This is a genomic window from Pararhodobacter sp. (assembly GCF_034676545.1).
Lineage (GTDB): Bacteria > Pseudomonadota > Alphaproteobacteria > Rhodobacterales > Rhodobacteraceae > Pararhodobacter.
Window position 1 is genome coordinate 165,240 of the sequence record NZ_JAUCBZ010000015.1, and the last position, 20,543, is coordinate 185,782.

General features: G+C 63.5%; 19 protein-coding genes and 1 pseudogene. 8 read left to right on the forward strand and 12 right to left on the reverse strand.

The genetic code is table 11. The annotated features are described in order from the left end of the window. Positions 1 to 73: 73 nt before the first annotated feature. The 6 genes from VDQ28_RS04145 to VDQ28_RS04170 form a co-directional block, all read right to left on the reverse strand. Positions 74 to 1,114 (reverse strand): TRAP transporter substrate-binding protein, encoded by a 1,041-nt coding sequence (locus tag VDQ28_RS04145; protein ID WP_323034734.1) that lies wholly within the window; start codon positions 1,112 to 1,114, stop codon positions 74 to 76. A gap of 94 nt (positions 1,115 to 1,208) precedes the next feature. Next, positions 1,209 to 2,246 (reverse strand): TRAP transporter substrate-binding protein, encoded by a 1,038-nt coding sequence (locus tag VDQ28_RS04150; protein ID WP_323034735.1) that lies wholly within the window; start codon positions 2,244 to 2,246, stop codon positions 1,209 to 1,211. 150 nt (positions 2,247 to 2,396) lie between these two features. Next, positions 2,397 to 3,041, reverse strand: coding sequence for a maleylacetoacetate isomerase (gene maiA, locus VDQ28_RS04155; protein WP_323034736.1), 645 nt, complete (start codon positions 3,039 to 3,041; stop codon positions 2,397 to 2,399). Between the two features lie 21 nt (positions 3,042 to 3,062). Continuing rightward, positions 3,063 to 3,761 (reverse strand): fumarylacetoacetate hydrolase family protein, encoded by a 699-nt coding sequence (locus tag VDQ28_RS04160; protein WP_323034737.1) that lies wholly within the window; start codon positions 3,759 to 3,761, stop codon positions 3,063 to 3,065. Continuing rightward, positions 3,758 to 4,789, reverse strand: coding sequence for a cupin domain-containing protein (locus VDQ28_RS04165; RefSeq protein ID WP_323034738.1), 1,032 nt, complete (start codon positions 4,787 to 4,789; stop codon positions 3,758 to 3,760). The genes VDQ28_RS04160 and VDQ28_RS04165 overlap by 4 nt, the downstream gene beginning before the upstream one ends. A gap of 98 nt (positions 4,790 to 4,887) precedes the next feature. Next, positions 4,888 to 5,931, reverse strand: a complete 1,044-nt coding sequence (locus VDQ28_RS04170) for an AbrB family transcriptional regulator (protein ID WP_323034739.1) — start codon at positions 5,929 to 5,931, stop codon at positions 4,888 to 4,890. Between the two features lie 155 nt (positions 5,932 to 6,086). Between VDQ28_RS04170 and VDQ28_RS04175 the strand changes: the two genes are divergently transcribed. Further along, a complete protein-coding gene (locus VDQ28_RS04175; RefSeq protein ID WP_323034740.1) occupies positions 6,087 to 7,259 on the forward strand; it encodes an exo-alpha-sialidase in 1,173 nt (390 codons plus the stop codon). A gap of 89 nt (positions 7,260 to 7,348) precedes the next feature. On the opposite strand, the gene VDQ28_RS04180 is transcribed toward VDQ28_RS04175, so the two are convergent. The 6 genes and pseudogenes from VDQ28_RS04180 to VDQ28_RS04205 all read right to left on the reverse strand — a co-directional run bounded on the left by VDQ28_RS04180 (position 7,349) and on the right by VDQ28_RS04205 (position 12,611). Then, the gene (locus VDQ28_RS04180) at positions 7,349 to 7,666 is read right to left on the reverse strand and encodes a nitrile hydratase accessory protein (protein WP_323034741.1); all 318 of its coding nucleotides are present in this window, start codon (positions 7,664 to 7,666) and stop codon (positions 7,349 to 7,351) included. Continuing rightward, entirely contained in the window at positions 7,653 to 8,309 is a 657-nt protein-coding gene (gene nthB, locus VDQ28_RS04185) for a nitrile hydratase subunit beta (RefSeq protein WP_323034742.1), read from the reverse strand. The genes VDQ28_RS04180 and nthB overlap by 14 nt, the downstream gene beginning before the upstream one ends. Then, positions 8,306 to 8,920 (reverse strand): nitrile hydratase subunit alpha, encoded by a 615-nt coding sequence (gene nthA / locus VDQ28_RS04190; RefSeq protein ID WP_323034743.1) that lies wholly within the window; start codon positions 8,918 to 8,920, stop codon positions 8,306 to 8,308. Before nthA ends, nthB begins: the two co-directional genes overlap by 4 nt. Before the next feature lie 46 nt (positions 8,921 to 8,966). Further along, positions 8,967 to 10,190, reverse strand: coding sequence for an MFS transporter (locus tag VDQ28_RS04195; RefSeq protein WP_323034744.1), 1,224 nt, complete (start codon positions 10,188 to 10,190; stop codon positions 8,967 to 8,969). 51 nt (positions 10,191 to 10,241) lie between these two features. After that, a pseudogene (locus VDQ28_RS04200) lies at positions 10,242 to 10,929 on the reverse strand (haloacid dehalogenase type II). A 14-nt stretch (positions 10,930 to 10,943) separates the two neighbouring features. Next, positions 10,944 to 12,611: an FAD-binding dehydrogenase gene (locus VDQ28_RS04205; protein ID WP_323034745.1), complete on the reverse strand. Its 1,668-nt coding sequence runs from the start codon at positions 12,609 to 12,611 to the stop codon at positions 10,944 to 10,946. Between the two features lie 248 nt (positions 12,612 to 12,859). Between VDQ28_RS04205 and VDQ28_RS04210 the strand changes: the two genes are divergently transcribed. From VDQ28_RS04210 to VDQ28_RS04240, 7 genes are all read left to right on the forward strand, one after another. Continuing rightward, positions 12,860 to 14,035 (forward strand): polysaccharide biosynthesis/export family protein, encoded by a 1,176-nt coding sequence (locus VDQ28_RS04210; protein ID WP_323034746.1) that lies wholly within the window; start codon positions 12,860 to 12,862, stop codon positions 14,033 to 14,035. Positions 14,036 to 14,207: 172 nt separating this feature from the next. Beyond that, positions 14,208 to 15,029: a propanediol utilization protein gene (locus tag VDQ28_RS04215; protein ID WP_323034747.1), complete on the forward strand. Its 822-nt coding sequence runs from the start codon at positions 14,208 to 14,210 to the stop codon at positions 15,027 to 15,029. Then, positions 15,026 to 15,976: an adenosylcobinamide-phosphate synthase CbiB gene (cbiB, locus tag VDQ28_RS04220; RefSeq protein WP_323034748.1), complete on the forward strand. Its 951-nt coding sequence runs from the start codon at positions 15,026 to 15,028 to the stop codon at positions 15,974 to 15,976. The genes VDQ28_RS04215 and cbiB overlap by 4 nt, the downstream gene beginning before the upstream one ends. Next, complete coding sequence (cobD, locus tag VDQ28_RS04225) at positions 15,970 to 16,941, forward strand: threonine-phosphate decarboxylase CobD (protein ID WP_323034749.1); 972 nt, start codon at positions 15,970 to 15,972, stop codon at positions 16,939 to 16,941. Before cbiB ends, cobD begins: the two co-directional genes overlap by 7 nt. A 126-nt stretch (positions 16,942 to 17,067) precedes the next feature. After that, a complete protein-coding gene (locus VDQ28_RS04230) occupies positions 17,068 to 18,027 on the forward strand; it encodes a TAXI family TRAP transporter solute-binding subunit (protein WP_323034750.1) in 960 nt (319 codons plus the stop codon). Further along, positions 18,027 to 18,500, forward strand: coding sequence for a DUF1850 domain-containing protein (locus VDQ28_RS04235; protein ID WP_323034751.1), 474 nt, complete (start codon positions 18,027 to 18,029; stop codon positions 18,498 to 18,500). Before VDQ28_RS04230 ends, VDQ28_RS04235 begins: the two co-directional genes overlap by 1 nt. Continuing rightward, a complete protein-coding gene (locus VDQ28_RS04240) occupies positions 18,497 to 20,503 on the forward strand; it encodes a TRAP transporter fused permease subunit (RefSeq protein WP_323034752.1) in 2,007 nt (668 codons plus the stop codon). The genes VDQ28_RS04235 and VDQ28_RS04240 overlap by 4 nt, the downstream gene beginning before the upstream one ends. The last annotated feature ends 40 nt before the right edge of the window (positions 20,504 to 20,543 follow it).

Below are 20,543 nucleotides of genomic sequence, written 5' to 3' on the forward strand. Positions count from 1 at the left end.
CCTGGTCACGGCCACTGGTGCGCCTGCCCCAAGGCGCGCGTACGCCCCGGGGCAGATCATGTGTCACGCAGGATCAGTGCGCCGCTTCGTACTCGGCCATCAGGGCGCGCGCCTCGTCGATCAGGGCCTGACCGTCGATGCCCTGGGACGCAAGATCGGCAACCCATGCCTCATAAATCGGCGCCGCCACGTCTTTCCACTGTTGCAGCTCATCGCCCGAGACGGTGATGATGTTGTTGCCGCGATCCACCGCAATCTGCCGCGCCGGACCATCGGCGTCAGACTGGACGCCCCCGGCGAACACCGAGAAATCAAGGCCCGAGTTACGATCGATGATCTCGCGCAGGTCATCGGGAAGGCCGTCGTAAACGTCTTGGTTCATCGCCAGCGTGAAGGTCAGCGTGTAGAGCGCTTCGCCCTCGAACTCGGTGTGGTTTTCGACCAGCTCAGGCACCCGCAGCGACGTGGTGACTTCCCACGGAATCGTCGTGCCGTCGATCACACCACGCGACAGCGATTCGGGGATCATCGTGACCGGCATACCGACCGCCTCGGCACCAAGCCGGACCAACAGGTCATTGACGGTCCGCGAGCCACCCCGGATCTTGAGGCCCTGAAGATCGGCGGGCACATGCACAGGCGTGTTCGTGTGAATCATGCCGGGGCCATGAACCCAGGTCCCCAGCAAATGTACGCCGGCGAATTCGGTGTCGGCCATCTCGGTTTCATACAGATGCCAATAGGCATAGGACGCGGCGCGCGCGTCGCTCACGAAGAACGGAAGTTCGAACACTTCGGTGCGTGGGAACCGGCCCGGCGTGAAGCCGTTGACCGTCCAGACGATATCCGCGATCCCGTCGAGGACCTGATCCATCAGCTCTGGCGGCGTGCCACCAAGGGCCATTGCCGGGAAGCGCTGGATCTCGATCCGGCCACCGGATTCCTCTTCGATCCGGTCAGCCCAGACATCGAGCACCAAAGCCGGAACATTGGCCTGCGGTGGCAAAAACTGGTGAAGGCGCAGGGTGACCTCTTGCGCGAACGCAGCCGACGTCATGGTCGCGGCAAGGGCTGCCGCCGTTGCGAAACCGAACAGACGCGTATGTTGAGACATGTTTTCCTCCCTCATATCTTCAGGCAAATAAGCACAGAATGGGGCGCAATCACAGACTGCACCCCAACAACCTGTCATTTCAGTCGCGAGACACTCAGTGCGCAGCCTCGTATTCGGCCATCAACGCGCGCGCCTCGTCAATGAGCGCCTGTCCGTCGATGCCCCGCGAGTCCATGTCAGCAACCCAAGCGGCGTAAAGCGGCTGAACAACCTCTGCCCATTCGGCAGCATCGGCTTCCGAGACCGTAACGATATTGTTGCCACGCTCAACGGCAGCGGCACGGGCCGGACCGTCTGCATCCGCTTGCGTACCGCCGGCGAAGATCGAGAAATTCAGACCGGAATTGTTGTCGATCACTTCCTGCAAATCAGCCGGCAGGCTGTCATAGACATCCTGGTTCATCGCGAACGAGAAGGTCAGGGTATAGAGGCCCGGGCCCTCGAATTCGGTGTGGTTGCTTACAAGCTCCTGCACGCGCAACGCGCCGGTGACTTCCCAAGGAATCGTCGTCCCGTCAATGACGCCGCGCGACAGTGCCTCGGGGATGCCGGAAACCGGCAGACCGACAGGCTCTGCGCCAACGAGAGTCAGCAGGTCGTTGACGGTGCGCGAGCCGCCGCGAATCTTCATGCCTTGCAGGTCAGACGGGTGCATGACCGGGGAGCTGGTGTGGAACATGCCAGGACCGTGGACCCACATCGCCAGCATGTGAACGCCCGCGAAATCGTCCTGCATATGCTCTTCGTACATCTGCCACAGAGCAGCGGACGCGGCGCGCGCGTCTTCAACGAAGAACGGCAGTTCGAACACTTCGGTGCGTGGGAAACGGCCCGGCGTATAGCCGTTCACCGTCCAGATGATATCCGCGATGCCATCCAGCACCTGATCCATCAGCTCGGGCGGCGTGCCGCCCAGCGCCATCGACGCATAGCGTTCGATCTCGATGCGACCACCCGAATCACGTTCCACCGCGTCGGCCCAAACATCCAGCACTTGCACGGGCACGTTGGCTTGCGCGGGCAGGAATTGGTGCATACGCAACGTGAATTCCTGTGCATTGGCAGCGCCAGCGGTCAAAGCCAGCGACGCCGCGGCGCCCATCAATCCCAAAACTGTTCTACGATTCGTCATGTTTTCTCCTCCCAAGAGTTCCACATCAGGCATTATGTTGCAAAGTCTGGCATAGGCCGCACTATATTGCCAAGACTTATTTTGTGACCGTTCGGTCAGTTATTCAGGTTTTGCCGCCCCGCGCGACTGTTCTGCAAACGCCTTTTTCCCTCACTCAGCGTCTGGTTGTTGCGACGGGTGCGCCGCCGCGAACGCTGGCAAGACTTCGCACGCGGCAAAGATCGCCGTCAATCGCGGCATGGCCGACATATCCACATGGAAACGTTTGGCCGAGAAGATCTGCGGGACCAGATAGACCTCGGCCATGCCGGGCTGATCGCCAAAGGCAAACCGGGTCGCCGGGCGCTTGGCCAGCAACGCCTCGCAGGCTGCCAGACCGTCGCCAATCCAGCGCTGGCACCAGGCGTCTTTGCCAGACTGATCCTGATCGAACTCAGCGCCCAGATATTGCAGCACCCGCAGATTTTGCAGCGGGTGAATCTCGCAGGCGATCACCGCACAGAATGCACGCACGGCGGCCCGTTCGGCGGGATCATCGGGCAGCAATCCAGGCTCTGGGTGGGTCTCGTCCAGCCATTCCAGAATGGCGGGCGATTGCGTCAGGATCAGGCCATCCACCTCCAGCGTCGGCACCAAGCCCTGCGGGTTCAGCGCGCGGTAACTGTCTGATTTTTGCTGCCCGCCATCCTTGGTCAGATGGACGGGCACGAACTCATAGGTCAACCCTTTCAGGTTAAAGGCGATACGGCAACGGTAGCTGGACGAGCTGCGAAAATAGCCATGAAAGCGGATCATCTGTGGTCCTTGCTTGGGGAATTATTCGGCCGCGCCAATCGTCAGGCTGATCGGTGCCAGACCGTCGATGCCACCGGTGATCTTGTCACCCGCCACAACCGGACCGACGCCGGCCGGGGTCCCGGTCATGATGACATCGCCGGGTGCAAGGTGGTAGAATTTGGACAGGTCCACGACGACATCAATGCAACTGTGGATCAGGTCGGACAAATGCGCGTCCTGCTTGGTTTCGCCATTCACCTCGAGATGGATGCGCTGCGGGCCAATTGGAGCGAAATCTGCGGCTTTGGTCAGCTCTGCGAACACCGCCGAGTCCTCGAAATCCTTGCCCAGATCCCAAGGCCGCTGCTTGGCCCTCGCCACCAGTTGCAGATCGCGGCGCGTCATATCAAGGGCGCAACCATAGGCATAAATCGCCGCTTCGGCCTCGGCGGCAGTGGCGCGGAACACCGGTTTTCCGATCACCAGCGCCAATTCCATTTCATAGTGATAATTCTCGGTTTGCGGCGGGTATTTCACCGTCGATCCAGAGGCCAGCGTGTGCATCGGGTTCTTGCTGAAGTAGAACGGCGCCTCTCGATCCACATCAACGCCCATCTCGGCGGCATGGGCGGCATAGTTGCGCCCCACGCAAAAGATGCGCACCACGGGATAACCCGCCGCCTCGCCCTGCACCGGAATGGTCGGGAAGTCTGGGGTGTCGAACAGGTAGTCGGTCATCGGGCGCGTTCCTCGTAGTAGCCCAGCTTGTCTTGAAGCGGGCGATCATGGGCGCGGATCAGGAAGCTTTCCTCGTCCGCGTGGTGGTTGATTTCGGCAAATGGTGCGGCGGTAAAGGTGTCTTTTGGCCCCCACTCGAAAACCGTGCCGTCAATGGTGGTGCGGCCCCGGCCCTTGACGACGTGAAACGCCGACGAGCACGACCGCAGCGGCGGCTGATCCGCCTCGCCTTGGCCCAGCATCATGGCGGTGAAGCCCATCGTCGGCAGCACGTCCTGACCGGTCTCGGGGTTGACGTAATCCACCTCGGCGATACCGGTGCTGGCATAGGCTTTCATGGCGCGCAGGGCCTCTTCGGTGCGCGCCCAGGGAAACCGCGCCAAGGGATAGCGCCGCGCCTGATGGCGGCTGCGGCTGGGCACAAGCCCTGCGGATTTATACTCGACCAGTGCCGCGTCGGGGCGGTTGCGCTGCGCTTGCAGCGGTCCTTCGGTGGCATAGGAGCCTTCGAGATAATAAAACACCGGCAGGTCCAGCACATCCAGCCAGATCACCGGCTCGCGGCCTTCGTGACCGTGATCATGCCAATCTCCGCCGGGGGTCATCACCAGATCGCCTTCGAGCATCGGCAGTTTTTCCCCGTCGACCACCGTAAAGCCACCCTGCCCTTCGACAATGATGCGCACGGCGGAGGGTGTATGCACATGGGCGGGTGCGGTCTCCCCCGGCAGCAGCAATTGCATACCCAGATACAGGCTGGCGGTGGCCTGCATCGCGCCAGCGCCGCGCCCGGGATCACTTAGCACCAAAACCCGGCGCTCGGCCTTTTCCACCGGCGTCAGATCCCCCGCGCGCAGCAGCAACGGACGCAGCGCATCATAAGACCAGAACCCCGGCTTGGTGACCGGATTCGGCTTGCCGTGCGGCAGTACGTTGCGCATCATCGGCCAGAGCGGCGCGACGCCCGCGGCCGTCATCGCCTCGCGGTAGTCCTGCGGCAGGTCTTCCAGTGTCCCCAGTTGCGTCATGCGAATCCCCTTGCCGTTCTGCGGTCGTGGCAGCCTGTTTTCAATCCGTATGCGTGTCAATGCCCCGATCCGGATTGCTTGCGGCAATGTCGCTTTCGCTATCGCTTGCGCAGCCAAAGCCGATCAATAACCGGCGACAGGGTGATCACCAAGACGATGCGCAAAACATGATGTGCGACGATAAACGCCAGATCCGCACCGGCCAGCAAGGCGAGAACCGTCATTTCGGCCTGACCGCCAGGGGCGAAGGCCATGAAGGCTTCAAGCTGCGGCGCGAGATTGGCCAGATAGATCCCTTCGGCAAAGGCGACGGTCAGCAGCGCCAGCAGCATGGACAGCAGCGCCCCGGCCAGCACGAACCGGCGGAGTTCATAAAAGCTGACACCCGAATAGCGCACGCCGACGGCCAGCCCGATGAACACCTGCGCCGCCCAGATTGCCTCGGCCGGGGGGCGCATGGTGATGAAGCCCGACAGGCTGAGCACCGCCGTCGCGATCATCGGCCCCAGGATGGACGCGCCGAACAGACCCACCGCCTTGGCCAACCGCCAGCCCCCCAGCGCCGCCACCAGCATCAACGCCAATTGGCCAACGGGTGTACTGCTCGCCGGCTGGCCGGGTGCGGAATGCAGATCAACGCCCCAGAACGCCCAGAGCAGGGGCGGTGCCAGCATCACCACCATCATCACCCGCGTCGCATGCAGCAGCGACAGGGCGCGTGGATCGCCGCCCGCCTCTTCGCCAAAGATCATCATGTCCTGCAAGCCGCCGGGCATTGCGCCATACCATGCGGTCGCGTGATCCAGCCCGAACCCGCGCCGCAACAACGGATACCCCAACGCCCCGACGACAATCAGATAGACCGGAATCAGGGACAGGGTCACCGCCATGCGCGGCAGATCCTGGATCAAGGCCGGCGTGATTGCCGCGCCGACCGCCACGCCCAGAATGGTGCGCATTCCGTCGCCGACCGACCCCATACCGCGCAGCTTTGCCCCCGCGAGGCTGGCCAGCAAACAACCCGCCATCGGACCAAACAGGAACGGCAGCGGCCAGCCGAACAGCAGGAACACGCCGACCCCGACCGAAGCCGCCGCGATAGCCGTCAGACGCGGCGCATCCAGTCCCCAGAGGTTTGGCAAAGTGGTTCTCCGTTCTCTGCGGTCCATAACCGACGCCGCGTCTGGTTTCCTATAGACCCGTGCCCTGGGTATGAAAAGCGGCTGGACACGCACAAAGTCACACTTGGATTGCATCAAATTATGCTATTCTGACCACGCGAACCGGGAGAACCGCCATGACCGAATCCCTCACCCTCCTCATTGGAACTTCCAAAGGGGTCTTTTTGCTGTCTTCTGATGCGGCGCGAACCGATTGGTCGCTGCGCGGCCCGATGTGCGATGGCTGGCCGACCAATCATGTGGTGGGCGACCCCGATACGGGCACGCTCTGGGCGGCCTCGGGCGGCGAGTGGCATGGCGCGGGCGTGTGGCGCTCTGATGACGGCGGCGCGACATGGAGCCTGTCGTTGCTGGCGAACGGGCAAATGGATGAATGGCTGGCCAATGATGAGGCCATGCGCAAGATGTTCGGGCGCGACCCGGCCCCGGATGCGCCCTTCAAGGGACACGTGAACGCGCTGTGGTCGCTGGGGTTGAACCACGGCACGCTCTATGCCGGGGCGAAACCTGCCGCCTTGTTCGCCAGCACGGATCGCGGTGAGACGTGGCAAAAGGTGCAGGGCCTGAGCGATCACCCCTCGGCGGATGGCTGGGAACCGGGCGCGGCGGGGCTGGTTCTGCACACCATTGTCGGCGCGCCGCAAACCCCGGACAAGCTGTGGGTCGGCATCTCGGCGGCTGGGGTCTTCGCCACCGAGGACGGTGGCAAGACCTGGGAGCGGCGCAATCGTCTGTCCAACGCCGAACCCGGCGAGGCGCAGGGCCACGGCGATCCGGCACTGGGTGCCTGCGGTCACGAGGTCGGCCATTGTGTGCACAACATGGTGCGGGCCGCGCAAGGGCCGGGCGATACATTGTATCAACAAAACCACCATGGCGTGTTCCGATCGTCGGACGGCGGGCGCAGTTGGGAAGATATCGCGACGGGCCTGCCCTCGACCTTCGGCTTCCCGATTGCGGTGCATCCGCATGACCCCTCGACGCTGTGGGTGTTGCCGCTGAACGGCGACAGTCAGGGGCGCTATCCGCCCGATGCCAGCGCGGCGGTCTGGCGGTCTCGTGATGGCGGGAAGACCTGGCACGACCTGCGCGCGGGGCTACCGGCCAAGAACTGCTTTTTCACCGTGTTGCGGCAAGCGATGGCCACCGACAAGGCGAAACAGGCGGGTGTCTATTTCGGCACCAACACGGGGTCGATCTTTGCTTCGACTGACGAGGGCGACACCTGGGTCGAGATCGCCCGGCATCTGCCGATGGTTCTGAGCGTCGAGGTGCTGCACCGCGCCTGATTTCAACCGCGCACCGTCGCCGCAAGATGGCGGGGAAACACAGGTCAAGGCACCTGGCTGGACGTCATTGAACGGTGACCGAGCGCCAGTCAACTTGCGGGCTTGGTCGCGTTCTCCAGCAGTATGGGTTGACCGTGCGGGGTGGCGTGGGCGGCATCCTGCCACTGCTCGGCCAAGGCATTGATATCGGCGGGCACCGCGACACCGCGCGCGGCCAAAAGCCCCTCCAGTGCCGCGAGCCACGCCTCCCAATACTCACCCTCGGCTTTCAACTGCGCGCCCAGCGCCTGCGCCCATGTCGGCCAGTCGAACATGCCCCGTTCGTGCAAGGCCACGGTCAGGCCGAACACCTGTGCGTGCCACGGGGCCAGAAACGGCGCGTCCTGCGCGAAATCAGACGTGTTCAAGATATCCCTCCCACAGATCGGCGCTGATGGTCACGCCGGGCTCAGCACTTTCGCCCCAGATCTCGGCCCCGTCAAACACCACGGTATAAACCCGCTGCGGTTGCTCGCCCAACCCGTGCGCGTTGGTATCCGGCAAGACATAGCCGCCGCGATCCGCCTCGATCACACCCTCATGCCCGGTCAGATACCGCGGCAAACGGGTGTGGGTTTGTGGGTGCCGGTTCTTGGCGCGGACGCGGTCCCCGGGGACAAACCGCGCGGGGGTGTCAACAGGGCGGTCAGTCGGGCCGCCGCGCGCCAATGCCGCCGCGACATTGGCGGCTTTGAGTTGGCGTGGATGCGGGTCGGACGGGGTGACAGGAGCGCCGGCCAGTTCGTCCGCCGTCACCAGCCCATGACGTTGCAGCAACACCACCAGCGCGCGGAACCAGATCTCATAGTAAGTGACGCTATAGTAGATCGCGGGCGGCAAGGTTTCGCGGGCATGGCGGCTTTCGTCCAGCGTCCAGCGACCCAAGGCCCCGCAGGCCAGAACGATGCCCAGCGCCCGCCCCTCCCACGCGGCATGAAACCACGGCTCGTCAGGCTCGGGCAGCACCGGGCCAAACCCCATTTCGCCGCCCAGATCCTGCGGGCCGTTCATGCGGGCACCCTGGGTTGACCGGTGCCGATCATGCTCTCACGCGTGACAAGTGCGGCAAGGTCTTTGGCGCTGAACCCCTCGGTTCCGACAGGGCGCATCGGCACGACCAGATAGCGCAGTTCCGCCGTGGAATCCCACACCCGCACCTTGGTTTCGACAGGCAGGCTCAGGCCAAATTCAGCCAGCACCGCGCGCGGCTCCAGCACCACGCGCGAACGATAGGCGGGCGATTTGTACCACACCGGCGGCAGGCCCAGCACCGTCCACGGATAGCACGAACACAGGGTGCAAACGACGACATTGTGCTGCCCGGGGGTGTTGAACACGGCGTGCATATGCTCGCCCTGCCGCCCGGTGAAGCCCATCGAGGCAATCGCCGCCGTCGCATCACGGCGCAGCCAATCGGCGAAATCCGGATCAGTCCAGGCACGCGCCACCACCTGCGCCCCGTTCTGCGGCCCGACCTTGTGCGCATAGGTGTCGATGATCTCATCCACCGCCGCCGGGTCAATCAGGCCCTTGGTGGTCAAAATCGTCTCCAGCGCCCGCACCCGGGCGTCCATCGGCTCCAGGTGATTGTCGTGATCGTGGTCCGCGTGATCATGTGGCATGGGCGCATCCTTTGGGTCTCGGCGATGGTAGGCCATCGGCGTGCGCTCAGGCAAGTCCCGCCGCACCCCGCGATTTGCGCTTTGGGCGGCCGCTGAGCAGGATCACCAGCAAGATCGCGATATTCGCCGCATTCCAGACAATCCCATTGAGGAACGCCAGTTCGTACGACCCCGTCACGTCATAGATCCAGCCGGACATCCAACCGCCCAGCGCCATGCCAAGGATCGTCGCCATGATCACAAACCCGACCCGCGCCCCGGCTTCGCGCGCGGGCATGTATTCGCGTACGATGATCGCATAGGCGGGCACGATGCCGCCTTGGCTGAGGCCGAAAACAAGACTGACGACATAGAGCGCGCCCATGCTGTCGAAGGGCAGATACAGCGCCAGCGCGATCATCTGCCCGACCGAGCCGATCAACAAGGTCGGCACGCCGCCCAGCCTGTCAGCGATAAGCCCCGAGACCAGCCGCGAGGCAACGCCCCCCAGCAGCATCACCGACAGCATGTTCGCGCCGACTGCCGGGCCATAGCCGAGGTCAACGCAGAACGCGACGATATGGACCTGCGGCATCGACATCGCCACACAACAGGCAACCCCCGCCGCCGCCAACATCCACATCAGCACGGCGGGCGGAAATGGCACTTGCCGGGGCGCGCGGAAGGTTGATTGCGCCTCGACCGACAGGCTGGCGTCGGGCAGACGTTGCCGGAGCAACAGGCTGCCGGGGATCACCACGCCCGCGACCAGCAGCGCCAGCACGACATAAAGCGTGCGCCATCCCTGATCCGTCAGAACACCGGACAGGGCCACCGGCCAGATCGCGCCGGCCAGATAATTTCCGCTGGCGGCAATCGCCACCGCGATCCCGCGCCGCCGCCGAAACCACAGCGAGACGTCGGCAATCAGCGGGCCAAAGAACGAGGCCGTGCCCAACCCGATCACGAATTGCGCCAGCGACAGGCCCAGCATGGTCGGGCTGATCGCCGCCAGCAAGAACCCCGCCGCCGACATGACGGCAGCGCCCGTCAGCGCCTTGGCAATGCCGAACCGATCCACCGCGCGACCGATCAACAGATTGCCCAGCGCAAAGCCAACCATCGTCAGCGTGTAGGGCAAGGAGACGTCACCACGACCGCCGCCGAATTCGGCCTGAACGGCTGGCATCACGACAATGATCGACCACATGCCGACGTTGCCAACGGTCGCCATGCCCAGCGACAAAGCCAGGCGAGTCCAGGAATATCGGCTATCGAGTATGTCGCTCATGGCGTTACCCTAGGGCAGCCTCGGGCATGACGCCAGCGGGAATTGCACAGGTTAAAGGGTTTTCAGCAAGCCCGGCAATGCGGATAAATCCGACACGATATGCGCCGGGCGACCGTGCAGGCGATCCAGCGGTGCGCCCTCTCGGTTGACCCAAACCGAGACGAAGCCATAGGCCGCGCCGGAACACGCATCCCAGCCATTGGACGACACAAACAGCACCTCGGAGGGGTTCACTTCCAGCGTACCGCCGACCAGATCGTAAACCGAGCGGTGCGGCTTGAACACGCCGACGTCGTCAACTGACAGCAGCGCCTCGAATTGACCCTGAAGGCCCGAGGATGTCACCGCGCCCTCGAGCATCCCCATCGAGCCATTCGACAAGATCGCCAATCGCTGCCCCTGCGCTGCCAGATCGGCCAGAACCTGCGGCACTTCTGGAAAGGCGGCGAGTTCCCAATACAGCGCCAAGAGCCGTTCGCGCAGGGTCGGATCGGTCAGGTTTGCGGCCTCCAGCGCCCAATCCAGCCCGTCCTGCGTGACTTGCCAGAAATCGACATACGCCCCGGCGACGGCGCGCAGCCATGTGTATTCCAACTGCTTCTTGCGCCAATCTGCGGCCAGTTGCGGCCATTTGGCCGACCAGTTTTCTGATCCCGGCTCCGAGGCGGCGATACGGGCCGGCCGCGCCCACATCGAACAAAGTGCCGTACGCGTCAAAGACACAGACTTTGATGGTCATGGTGTGATCCTTTGTTATCCTGCTGCCGCGCGTCCAGCACTGCGGCCTGAAAAGATACAACCGCCCAGGAAGGTGCCTTCCAACGCGTTGTATCCATGATACCCGCCGCCGCCAAAGCCCGCGCATTCTCCTGCCGCAAACAGGCCGTCGATCGGGTAGCCCTCGGCATCCAGAACGGCGCCGTCCAGATTGGTGTGCAGCCCGCCCAGGGTTTTCCGCGTCAAGATCGAAAGCCGAACCGCGATCAAGGGGCCGTGCTTCGGGTCCAGGATCCGGTGCGGTTTGGCCGTACGGATCAGCCGGTCGCCAAGGTATTTACGCGCGCCGCGAATGGCCGTGACCTGCGCATCCTTGGCAAAGGGGTTGTCGATCTGCGCATCGCGCGCCGCGATTTGCCGATGGATTTGATGGGCGTCCAAAGGCACCTCACCCATCTGGTTCATGCCCGCGATCAGATCATCCAGAGTATCCGCCACGACGAAATCCGCGCCCTGAGATTTGAACGCCTCGACCGGTGCCGGGGCCTTGCCGCCCGACCCCAGCCGCGCCTTCAGAACCTCGCGCCAAAGGCCCGAGGTCAGGTCAGGGTTCTGCTCGCTGCCCGACAGCGCGAATTCTTTTTTGATGATCGACTGCGTCAGGATGAACCACGAATAATCGTGCCCCGTGGACAAGATCCGCTTCAACGTGCCCAGCGTATCGAAACCCGGCAGATACGGGGCCTCCAGCCGGTTGCCCAGCGCATCGAACCACATCGAGGACGGGCCGGGCAAAATCCGGATGCCATGCGCGGGCCAGATGGGCGCCCAATTGCGCAGCCCTTCGGTATAATGCCACATCCGGTCCGTGTTGATCGTCGCGGCCCCGGCGCTGCGGGCGATGTCAATCATCGCACCATCGACATGCGCCGGAACTCCAGAGATCATCCGGCCGGGCGCGGGCCCCAAACGCTCGACGGGCCACGCCTGTTTCACGCGCTCCAGATCGCCGCCGATCCCGCCAGAGGTGACGATGACAACGCCCGCGCGGGCCGTGAAATCGCCGGTTACCGCACGACTGGATTGTTGGCCCCGCTGAACGGCAGTCGGTTCCAGTATCTCGCCTTTCACACCGGCAACGCGCCCGTTTTCCACGGAGATCTCGGTCACGCGATGCCGGAACGCAAAGCGCATCCGCCCTGCGGCGCCGTGGTCTTGCGCAATGCGAAGGAAGGGCGCCAGAACCCCCGGCCCGGTCCCCCAGGTGATGTGAAACCGTGGCACCGAATTGCCATGCTGATGCGCCAGACCGCCGCCGCGCTCGGCCCAGCCGACCACCGGAAACCAACGCATCCCGATTTGCGCCAGCCAAGACCGCATTTCCCCGGCGGCAAAACCCAGATAGGCCTCGGCAACGCGGCGTGGCCACATGTCTTGCAGACCGTCGAACTGAGCGGATCCCATCCAGTCTGCATGGGCCAACTCGGCAGAGTCGCGGATCTTCATGCGGCGTTGCTCGGGCGTATCGACCATGAACAAGCCGCCCAAAGACCAGAAGGCTTGCCCGCCAAGGTTCTGTTCACCCTCTTGGTCCAGCACCAGAACCTTGACACCACGCGCGCACATTTCGCAGGCCGCGACCAGTCCGGCCAATCCGGCACCCACGACGATTGCATCCGCCTCGATGGTATCAGAGCGGCTCATCTCACCTCCGTTGTTTGCCTGTCCGACACGCTAATCCGCAAAAACCAATCTGCATAGACACTTGACCGGGGTGTTGCCGTAGAACCAACACTGTCATGGATTGTTTCAAACTGCGGCCTAAGCGCTTGTCGCGCCAAACGAACCACGATAGTATGCGTCAACCATTCGACCAACGCTTGGCGCTGCCTCGCAAACGGGGACTCTCCGACTTCGGTGACCGAGACAATGAACGAGCAGGCAACGACAGCATGAAAAACACGACGCGCACGATGTCTCTGGACTTGCAAACCCTTGGCCGAAACCGCGTCAGCATCCCTCACGGCAACGCGCGCATACTTCGTATCGCCTTGATGTCGTTGATGATTCCAGCACTCGTTGCCGGTTGCTCGTTGCCCCGCGGTGCGGCTTTGCAAAGTGAAGTGCTGCGCGGGACCGATGACGAGACATCGCATGTTCAGGTCATCGCCATCACACGCGAAACCTTGCCCGATATCCAGGAATGGCCAATCGCGCATCCCGAATTGCGGCACCGCTGGATGACAACAGGCGCAAGCGCAACCGCGCGGATCATTCGCGCGGGCGATCTGGTCAGCCTCTCGGTATGGGACAGCCAGCCGGATTCGCTGCTGACGACAGGCGAGCAGCGCAACGTCAACATGCAGAACATCCCGGTATCGGCGTCCGGGCAGGTGTTCATTCCCTATGTTGGCGAATTGCGCATCGCAGGCATGACGGCCGAGCAAGCGCGACGCGAGGTTCAGCAGCGGATGTCAAGCATTGTGCCTGACGGGCAAGTGCAACTCAGCGTTGCTCCCGGCTCGCGCAATACCATTGACGTCGTGACAGGCGTCGCACGTCCGGGGCGCGTTGAGTTGCCCGAGGTCAGCCCCACGATCCTGAGCATCCTGGCCGAAACCGGCGGCATCTCCAGTTCGCTGCGCAATCCGCTGGTCCGCCTGAATCGCGCGGGTGAGGCGTATGCGATTCCCGCCAGCGAGCTTTTCGAAAACCCTGCCAACGATATCCAGCTGCGTGGTGGTGATCGTGTTCTGGTCGAAGAAGACAACCGCACCTTCATTGCTCTGGGCGCAGCGGGCAGCGAACAGGTGGTCTATTTCGAACGCGAGGAAATCACGGCCCTTGACGCGCTCTCGACCATTGGCGGGTTGTCGGATACGCGCGCCGACTTGCGCGGCGTGATGGTGATGCGCGAATACCCGGAACGGATGGTCAGCCAAACCGGCAATGCGCCCCGGAAACAGCAGGTGATCTTTACCTTTGATCTGACGTCTGCGGATGGTCTGTTTGCCGCGCAACGCTTTACCATTCAGCCCGGTGACGTGGTCCTGGCCACCGAGTCGTCGGCGCCGCTGCTTACTCAAGTTGTCAACATCTTCCGCGGTGTGCGCTCGGCGACCAACTAAGGTCGCAGATCCGGTGATACCTTTTCATGCCCGTCGCCTATGCGGCGGGCATGGGTCATTCCCGCCAGAGCCACGACCCGCGAACCGGCGCTAATTCTTTGCGACAATCAGAGGGTTTCGCTTGCCCCTTGCGCGGATGCGCCGCAAAAACGCCCCGTTGACGGTGGAGCAGATGTCGCAAACCCCAATCCCGCAAACCCCTTGTGCACCCCGCCTGCGGGTTGCTGGGCATTTTGGCGAGTTGGTGCAAGGCCGCATCGGGCCACATGGCCCTTTGGCGCTGATTTCACTGCCGTGCCCCGCTTTGTGGGTCGAGTGCAGTGCTGATGGCCCCGAGCACGAGACCCTCATTGGACCCAACCGTTTTGCGGCCCTGTGCCGGGCGCTGAATGTGCCGATCCCCGGCAAGCGCCCGACATTGACCGCCACAATGCCACCCGGCGGCGGCGCGGGCAGTTCAACGGCGGGGCTTGTGGCCTTGGCGCGCAGCATGGGTTTCTCGGGCACGCCACGCGAACTCGCCCGGATTTGCGCGCAGATCGAAGGGGCCAGCGACCCGTTGATGTTTGCCAACGCCGAACGACTGCTGTTTGCCCCGCGCGAGGGCCGCGTGCTGGAAACACTGCCGGCCCTGCCCCGTTTCGACGTCGTGGGCGGCTTTTTCGGGCCTGTTCAACGCACCGATCCCGTTGATCTGGCTTTTCCTGATATCGCGGATCTGTTGACCACATGGCGCAACATCATGGATTTGCCGACAATGGCCGCCTTGGCCAGCACCTCGGCACAACGGACTTTGGCGCTTCGCGGCCCGCGCGGCGATCCAACCGAAAGGCTCGCGCTTGATCTGGGCGCTCTGGGGTGGATGATCGCCCATACCGGAAATGCGCGCGGCTTGATTTTCCGACCGGGAGCCGTGCCGGGGGCGACCAAAGACCGCTTGCGCGATGCAGGGTTTGACGGGGTTCTCACCTTTTCCGCGGGGGGCACGGTATGAGCTTTGCCGTCGCGATGTTGAGCGCCATGCTGATCGACACCCTGATCGGCTGGCCCAAGGCCTTGTTTTTGCGCATCGGGCATCCGGTCACATGGTTGGGATGGGTCATCAGCGGGCTTGAGGCACGCCTCAACCACCCGAACGCAACCACCGCGCACCGCAAGACTATGGGCGTCGTCGCGGCGCTGATCACCATCGGCCTCGCGGCGTTGCCAGCCTGGGCGCTTCAGGCATCCTTGCCTCAGGGCTGGGCTGCGACGATCGTCATCGGAATCCTGGCTTGGCCATTGGTGGCGGTGCGTTCCATGTATCAACACGTCGTCGCCGTGGCCTCTCCGCTTGCCCGCCGGGACCTGGCCGCCGCCAGATTGGCCGTGTCGATGATCGTCGGGCGCGACCCGGCGCAGCTGGACGAGGCTGGCGTGGCCCGCGCCGCAACCGAGAGCCTGGCCGAGAATACCGGCGACGGCATTGTGGCGCCGTTGTTCTGGGGGTTGATCGCGGGATTGCCGGGGATCGCCGCCTACAAGGCCATCAACACGCTGGATTCGATGATCGGCCACCGCACGCCACGCCATGAGGCGTTTGGCTGGGCCTCGGCCAAGATCGACGACGTCGCGAATTGGGTGCCCGCGCGCCTGACGGGGCTGATCTTTGCGCTGGCCTCGACGCGCCCCTTGGCCGCGATGCGCTGCATGGCGCAAGACGCGCACCATCACCGCTCGCCCAACGCAGGCTGGCCCGAGGCGGCGATGGCAGGGGCGCTGGGCGTTCGTCTTTCGGGCCCGCGCCAATACGGCGACCGCGTTGCGCAAGAACCTTGGGTGAACGCCAGCGCCCCGGACCCGACGGCGCAGGATTTGCGACGCGCCCTTGCGCTGTACCGCCGCGCCATGCTTGGACTGGCGGCGGTACTGGCGCTGATTGGAGTGGCATTCGGATGGTAAACACACGCGATCACGGCGGCAATCTGTCGCAGGCCCGTGCCGCCTATGGCGAGGGTGACTGGATTGATCTGTCCACCGGCATCAACCGCCGCCCCTATCCCGTTCCGTCCATCGAGCCGCAGGCATGGACCGCCCTGCCCACGTCCGACGCGTATTCGGCAGTAATCCACGCGGCCGCGACGGCTTACGGCACAAGGCCCGGCGCTATCCTGCCCTTGGCCGGGGCACAGGCGGCCATTCAGCTCTACCCGTTGCTGCGCACCCCCGGCTTGGCGCGGGTTCTGACGCCGACCTATAACGAACACGCCGCCGCGCTGAAGTCGCATGGCTGGACGGTCCAGGGTGTCCCGGATCTGGCCGACCTTGCCGGGGCCAAGATCGCCGTCGTGGTCAATCCCAACAACCCCGATGGGCGCCAGTATTCACCGCAAGAATTGCGCGAGATTTCCAGATCCGTGGGTCTGCTGGTAATCGACGAAAGCTTTGCCGACCCGCACCCAGAGCTGTCCTGTGCGGCCTTTGCCAGCGATCAGATGCTGGTGCTGCGCTCATTCGGCAAGTTTTATGGCCTCGCCGGGGTGCGGCTGGGCTTTGCGCTGGCCGGGGTCGATACGCTGGCAACGCTGCGCGAGATGGCCGGGCCGTGGTCGGTTTGCGGCCCGGCACTGAGCATTGGCGCAACCGCGTTGCGCGATGCCGATTGGGCACAGGCCACCACCGCACGACTGGCCGAGGATTGCGCGCGTCTTGATGCCATGGCGCTGGGGTTTGGTTGGTCGCTCGTGGGTGGCACGGCACTGTTTCGCACCTATGCAACCCCCGATGCAAAAAAGGCGCAACACCACCTTGCCACCCGGCACATCTGGAGCCGACAATTCCCCTACAGCAAGACCTGGCTCAGATTGGGCCTGCCGGATGGCGCGGACTGGCCGCGCGTTTCAGCGGCGTTCAAGCGACTTGGCTGATACGCCCCCAGCGCCTGACTCCCGCAGACCGCGACGGACGCGATGGATGCGCGCCGACTCCCCTCTTGCCGGACGCGTGTCGAGATGGTCTAACTGTGCTCAATCAAGAAAAGGGAGGATCACATCATGAAACATACGAGCCTTATCGCAGCCGCATTCGCGTTGAGCGCCGCGCCGGCCTTCGCGCAGACCCAACTGTCGATCGCGACGGGCGGCACGGGTGGCGTGTATTATCCGATGGGCGGCGGACTTGCCGAGATCATCAACAACCACATCGAGGGCTATTCCGCGACCGCCGAAGTCACCGGAGCGTCGGTTGAAAACATGGGCCTGATCGCCACCGGCGACGCAGACCTCGCGATTGCGCTGGCCGATACGGTGCAGCAGGCCCATTCCGGCACCGGGCGTTTCGAAGGCCAGCAGCTGGAGATGGTGCGCGGCGTGGCGTCGCTTTATGCGAACATGGTGCAGATCGTGACGCTGGCCGACAGCGGCATCACCTCGCTTGCAGATCTCCGCGGTCATCGCGTCTCGATTGGCGCGCCGGGTTCGGGCACCGAGGTCAACGCCTCGGCAATTCTGGAAGCCAACGGCATCAGCTATGACGACATCGACGAGCAGCGCCTGAACTTCAACGAAACCGCAGATGCGTTGTCGAACGGCGATATCGACGCCGGGTTCTGGAGCGTTGGCGCGCCGACCTCGTCGATCCTGAACCTGGCCACAACGCAATCGATCCGCATCATTCCGTTGAGCGCCGAGGAAATCGCCGCCGCCCGCGCGCAAGACCCGATCTTTGCCGCGACCACGTTGCCCGGTGGCGTCTATACCGGTGTCGATGAGCCGATCGCGGTTCTGGGGGTTCCGAACGTGCTGGTTGCCTCGTCCGAGATGTCGGATGATCTGGCTTATGCGATCATCAGCGCGCTGTTCACCAATATCGCCGAGCTGCAAGCGGTTCACCCGGCCGCAAACCAGACCACGGTCGAGTTCACGTTGTCCGCAACGCCGATCCCGCTGCACCCCGGTGCGATCCGGTATTACGAAGAAATCGGCGCCGAGATTCCGGATCATCTGCGTCCGTGATGAAAAACCGCGGCGGGCGGCTTGCTGCCCTCTTGCTTTGCGCATCGGTTGGTTCGGCTTCGGCTGACCAACTGGTGATGAGCCTTGCAGAAACCGGCGATGTTCTGGCCAGCCTGTCCCTTGCCCAAGGGGCGGGCTGGTGCGTCTTGTGGAACCATTCCGTGCAAGGCTTCGAGGTCGAAGACTGCTATGAAAACCGCGGCGGGCGCATGGTTCTGGTGCGGTCGCACCTGCCCGATTTCGCTGCCGGGCTGGATCACATCCCCGGTCGCGGACGTCAGATCTCGGACGGGATGGGCGGCTACTGGATCGAGGACATCAACGAGCCCGTCCCCGGCAATGCCTATATCCTGCGCCCCGGACGCCCGGCCGTGAACCACCGTATCCGCACCGACGCCGATGAAATTTCGCTGACCGCGCTGGCCGAACATGCCCGCGTCAGAATCGCCCTTGAACCGGAGCGCACGCCATGACCGCTGATCCGCAGATCACCGACACCCCTCTGGGACCACCGCAGCACTGGCTGATCCTGCGCGCCATTGCGATCATCGGGATCTGCCTGTCGATTTATCAGCTTGGCGTCGCCGGTGGCTTTCAGCTCTCGATTTTCTCGGTCGAGCTGTTTTCTCCGGGGCTTTTTATTCTGCGGCCACGGCATCTTGGATTCATCCTTACGCTGTGCTTTTTGATCTACCCGGTGTTCGGCGCGCACCGCGCACGCGGGATTCTGGGCTGGATCATTGACGGGGTCTGCATCGCTGGCAGTGTCCTGGTCGGGTTCTGGGTGCCGATGAACATCGACATCATTGCCAACGCGATCTTTCCGCGCGGCATCGACATCATCGTTGGCGTCATCACAACCTTGCTGGTGCTCGAAGCCGCCCGGCGCGCTGTGGGTCTGTCGATGTCGGTGATCGCGGGCGCATTCTTGATCTATGCCTTTGCCGGACGACGCGGCGAATTGCCGTGGATGGCCGACTGGCTGCCCGGTATCCTGAACCATCGCGGCTATTCGATTGACCGCGTCGCCAGCCAGATGATCCTGGGGGCCGAGGGGATTTTCGGCATTCCGCTGGGCGTCGCCGCGACGTTCATCTTTGTGTTCGTGCTGTTCGGCTCGGTGCTGGAAGTCACCGGCGCGGGCAAGTTCTTTATCGACCTCGCCTATGCCACCACCGGCAAGCAACGCGGCGGACCGGCCAAAGCGGCGGTCATCGCCTCGGCAGGCATGGGCTCTATTTCCGGCTCGGCGATTGCCAATGTGGTGACAACCGGGGCTTTCACCATCCCGCTGATGAAAAAACTGGGCTACCGCCCCGCGCAGGCCGGCGGGATCGAGGCCGCCGCCTCGACCGGTGGCCAGATCATGCCGCCCCTGATGGGCGCAGGTGCCTTTCTGATGAGCGAATTCACGCAAGTCCCCTACCTGCATATCGTGCTGATCTCGATCTTTCCGGCCATCCTGTATTTCGGCGCAGTATACCTGCTGGTGCATATTGCCGCCGTCAAACAAGGTATGCACGGGATGCCCGCCAGCGAATTGCCCCGCGTCAGGGATGTGCTGGCCGATGGCTGGCATTTCTTGCTGCCGCTGGTCGCGCTGGTGGCGTTTCTGGTGATCGGGTATTCGCCGATGCGCGTCGGTTTCTATGCGGTCCTGTCGGTGGCGGTTGCCGCCGTTGTCCGCGCGGTCTGGGATCTTTACGCAAACGGCCCGGGAACGGCGGGCATGGTCGCCCTGTTCAAGGCCGGGCTTGCGAAAACTCTGGTGGCGCTGGAACTGGGCGCGCGCAACGCGGTTGCCGTCTCGGTGGCCTGCGCCGTGGCCGGGATCATCGTTGGCATTGTCGGCCTCACGGGGCTTGGCCTGAAATTCTCGTCGCTGATGATTTCCCTGTCGGACGGCAATCTGGTGGCGGCGCTTTTCCTGGTGGCACTTGCCAGCATGATCCTTGGCATGGGGTTGCCGGTGACGGCCTCGTATATCGTTCTGATCATTCTGGTCGGCCCAGCGTTGACCACCGAATTCGGGATGCCGATCCTCGTGGCGCATCTGGTGGTGTTCTGGTATTCGCAGGATTCAAACGTCACGCCGCCGGTGGCCCTGGCCGGGTTCGCGGGGGCAGCGATTGCCGGGTCGAAACCGCTGGAGACCAGCCTGCAAGCGTGGAAATTCGCCAAGGGCCTGTATTTGATCCCGTTGTTCATGGTTTATAACGACGTCATCATCGTCGGCGGCCCGATCCCGCTGGTGATCTGGAACGGCTTTATTGCCATTGTCGCGCTGGTCGGGTTTGCGGCGATGCTCGAAGGCTTCTTGTTCGGGCGCATTGCCCTGTGGCAGCGCGCGCTGTTGTTGCCCGCGGTGATCGCGGTCTTCTGGCCCAGCCTGCTGATTGAGGCCACGGGCACCGCGATGATCATCTTTATTCTGGTGCTGAACCGTGCCGCTGCGGCGCGCGCCGCACCCGCCTGATGTGCATTGCGGGTGGCCGGGTCTGCGGCTAAAGTCTGCG

Excerpts from the sequence above, each read along its gene's own strand:
- VDQ28_RS04145 (WP_323034734.1), bottom strand. The coding sequence starts at position 1,114 with ATGTCTCAACATACGCGTCTGTTCGGTTTCGCAACGGCGGCAGCCCTT.
- VDQ28_RS04150 (WP_323034735.1), bottom strand. The coding sequence starts at position 2,246 with ATGACGAATCGTAGAACAGTTTTGGGATTGATGGGCGCCGCGGCGTCG.
- maiA (WP_323034736.1), bottom strand. The coding sequence starts at position 3,041 with ATGATCCGCTTTCATGGCTATTTTCGCAGCTCGTCCAGCTACCGTTGC.
- VDQ28_RS04160 (WP_323034737.1), bottom strand. The coding sequence starts at position 3,761 with ATGACCGACTACCTGTTCGACACCCCAGACTTCCCGACCATTCCGGTG.
- VDQ28_RS04165 (WP_323034738.1), bottom strand. The coding sequence starts at position 4,789 with ATGACGCAACTGGGGACACTGGAAGACCTGCCGCAGGACTACCGCGAG.
- VDQ28_RS04175 (WP_323034740.1), top strand. The coding sequence starts at position 6,087 with ATGACCGAATCCCTCACCCTCCTCATTGGAACTTCCAAAGGGGTCTTT.
- nthB (WP_323034742.1), bottom strand. The coding sequence starts at position 8,309 with ATGAACGGCCCGCAGGATCTGGGCGGCGAAATGGGGTTTGGCCCGGTG.
- nthA (WP_323034743.1), bottom strand. The coding sequence starts at position 8,920 with ATGCCACATGATCACGCGGACCACGATCACGACAATCACCTGGAGCCG.
- VDQ28_RS04195 (WP_323034744.1), bottom strand. The coding sequence starts at position 10,190 with ATGAGCGACATACTCGATAGCCGATATTCCTGGACTCGCCTGGCTTTG.
- VDQ28_RS04205 (WP_323034745.1), bottom strand. The coding sequence starts at position 12,611 with ATGAGCCGCTCTGATACCATCGAGGCGGATGCAATCGTCGTGGGTGCC.
- VDQ28_RS04210 (WP_323034746.1), top strand. The coding sequence starts at position 12,860 with ATGAAAAACACGACGCGCACGATGTCTCTGGACTTGCAAACCCTTGGC.
- VDQ28_RS04215 (WP_323034747.1), top strand. The coding sequence starts at position 14,208 with ATGTCGCAAACCCCAATCCCGCAAACCCCTTGTGCACCCCGCCTGCGG.
- cbiB (WP_323034748.1), top strand. The coding sequence starts at position 15,026 with ATGAGCTTTGCCGTCGCGATGTTGAGCGCCATGCTGATCGACACCCTG.
- cobD (WP_323034749.1), top strand. The coding sequence starts at position 15,970 with ATGGTAAACACACGCGATCACGGCGGCAATCTGTCGCAGGCCCGTGCC.
- VDQ28_RS04230 (WP_323034750.1), top strand. The coding sequence starts at position 17,068 with ATGAAACATACGAGCCTTATCGCAGCCGCATTCGCGTTGAGCGCCGCG.
- VDQ28_RS04235 (WP_323034751.1), top strand. The coding sequence starts at position 18,027 with ATGAAAAACCGCGGCGGGCGGCTTGCTGCCCTCTTGCTTTGCGCATCG.
- VDQ28_RS04240 (WP_323034752.1), top strand. The coding sequence starts at position 18,497 with ATGACCGCTGATCCGCAGATCACCGACACCCCTCTGGGACCACCGCAG.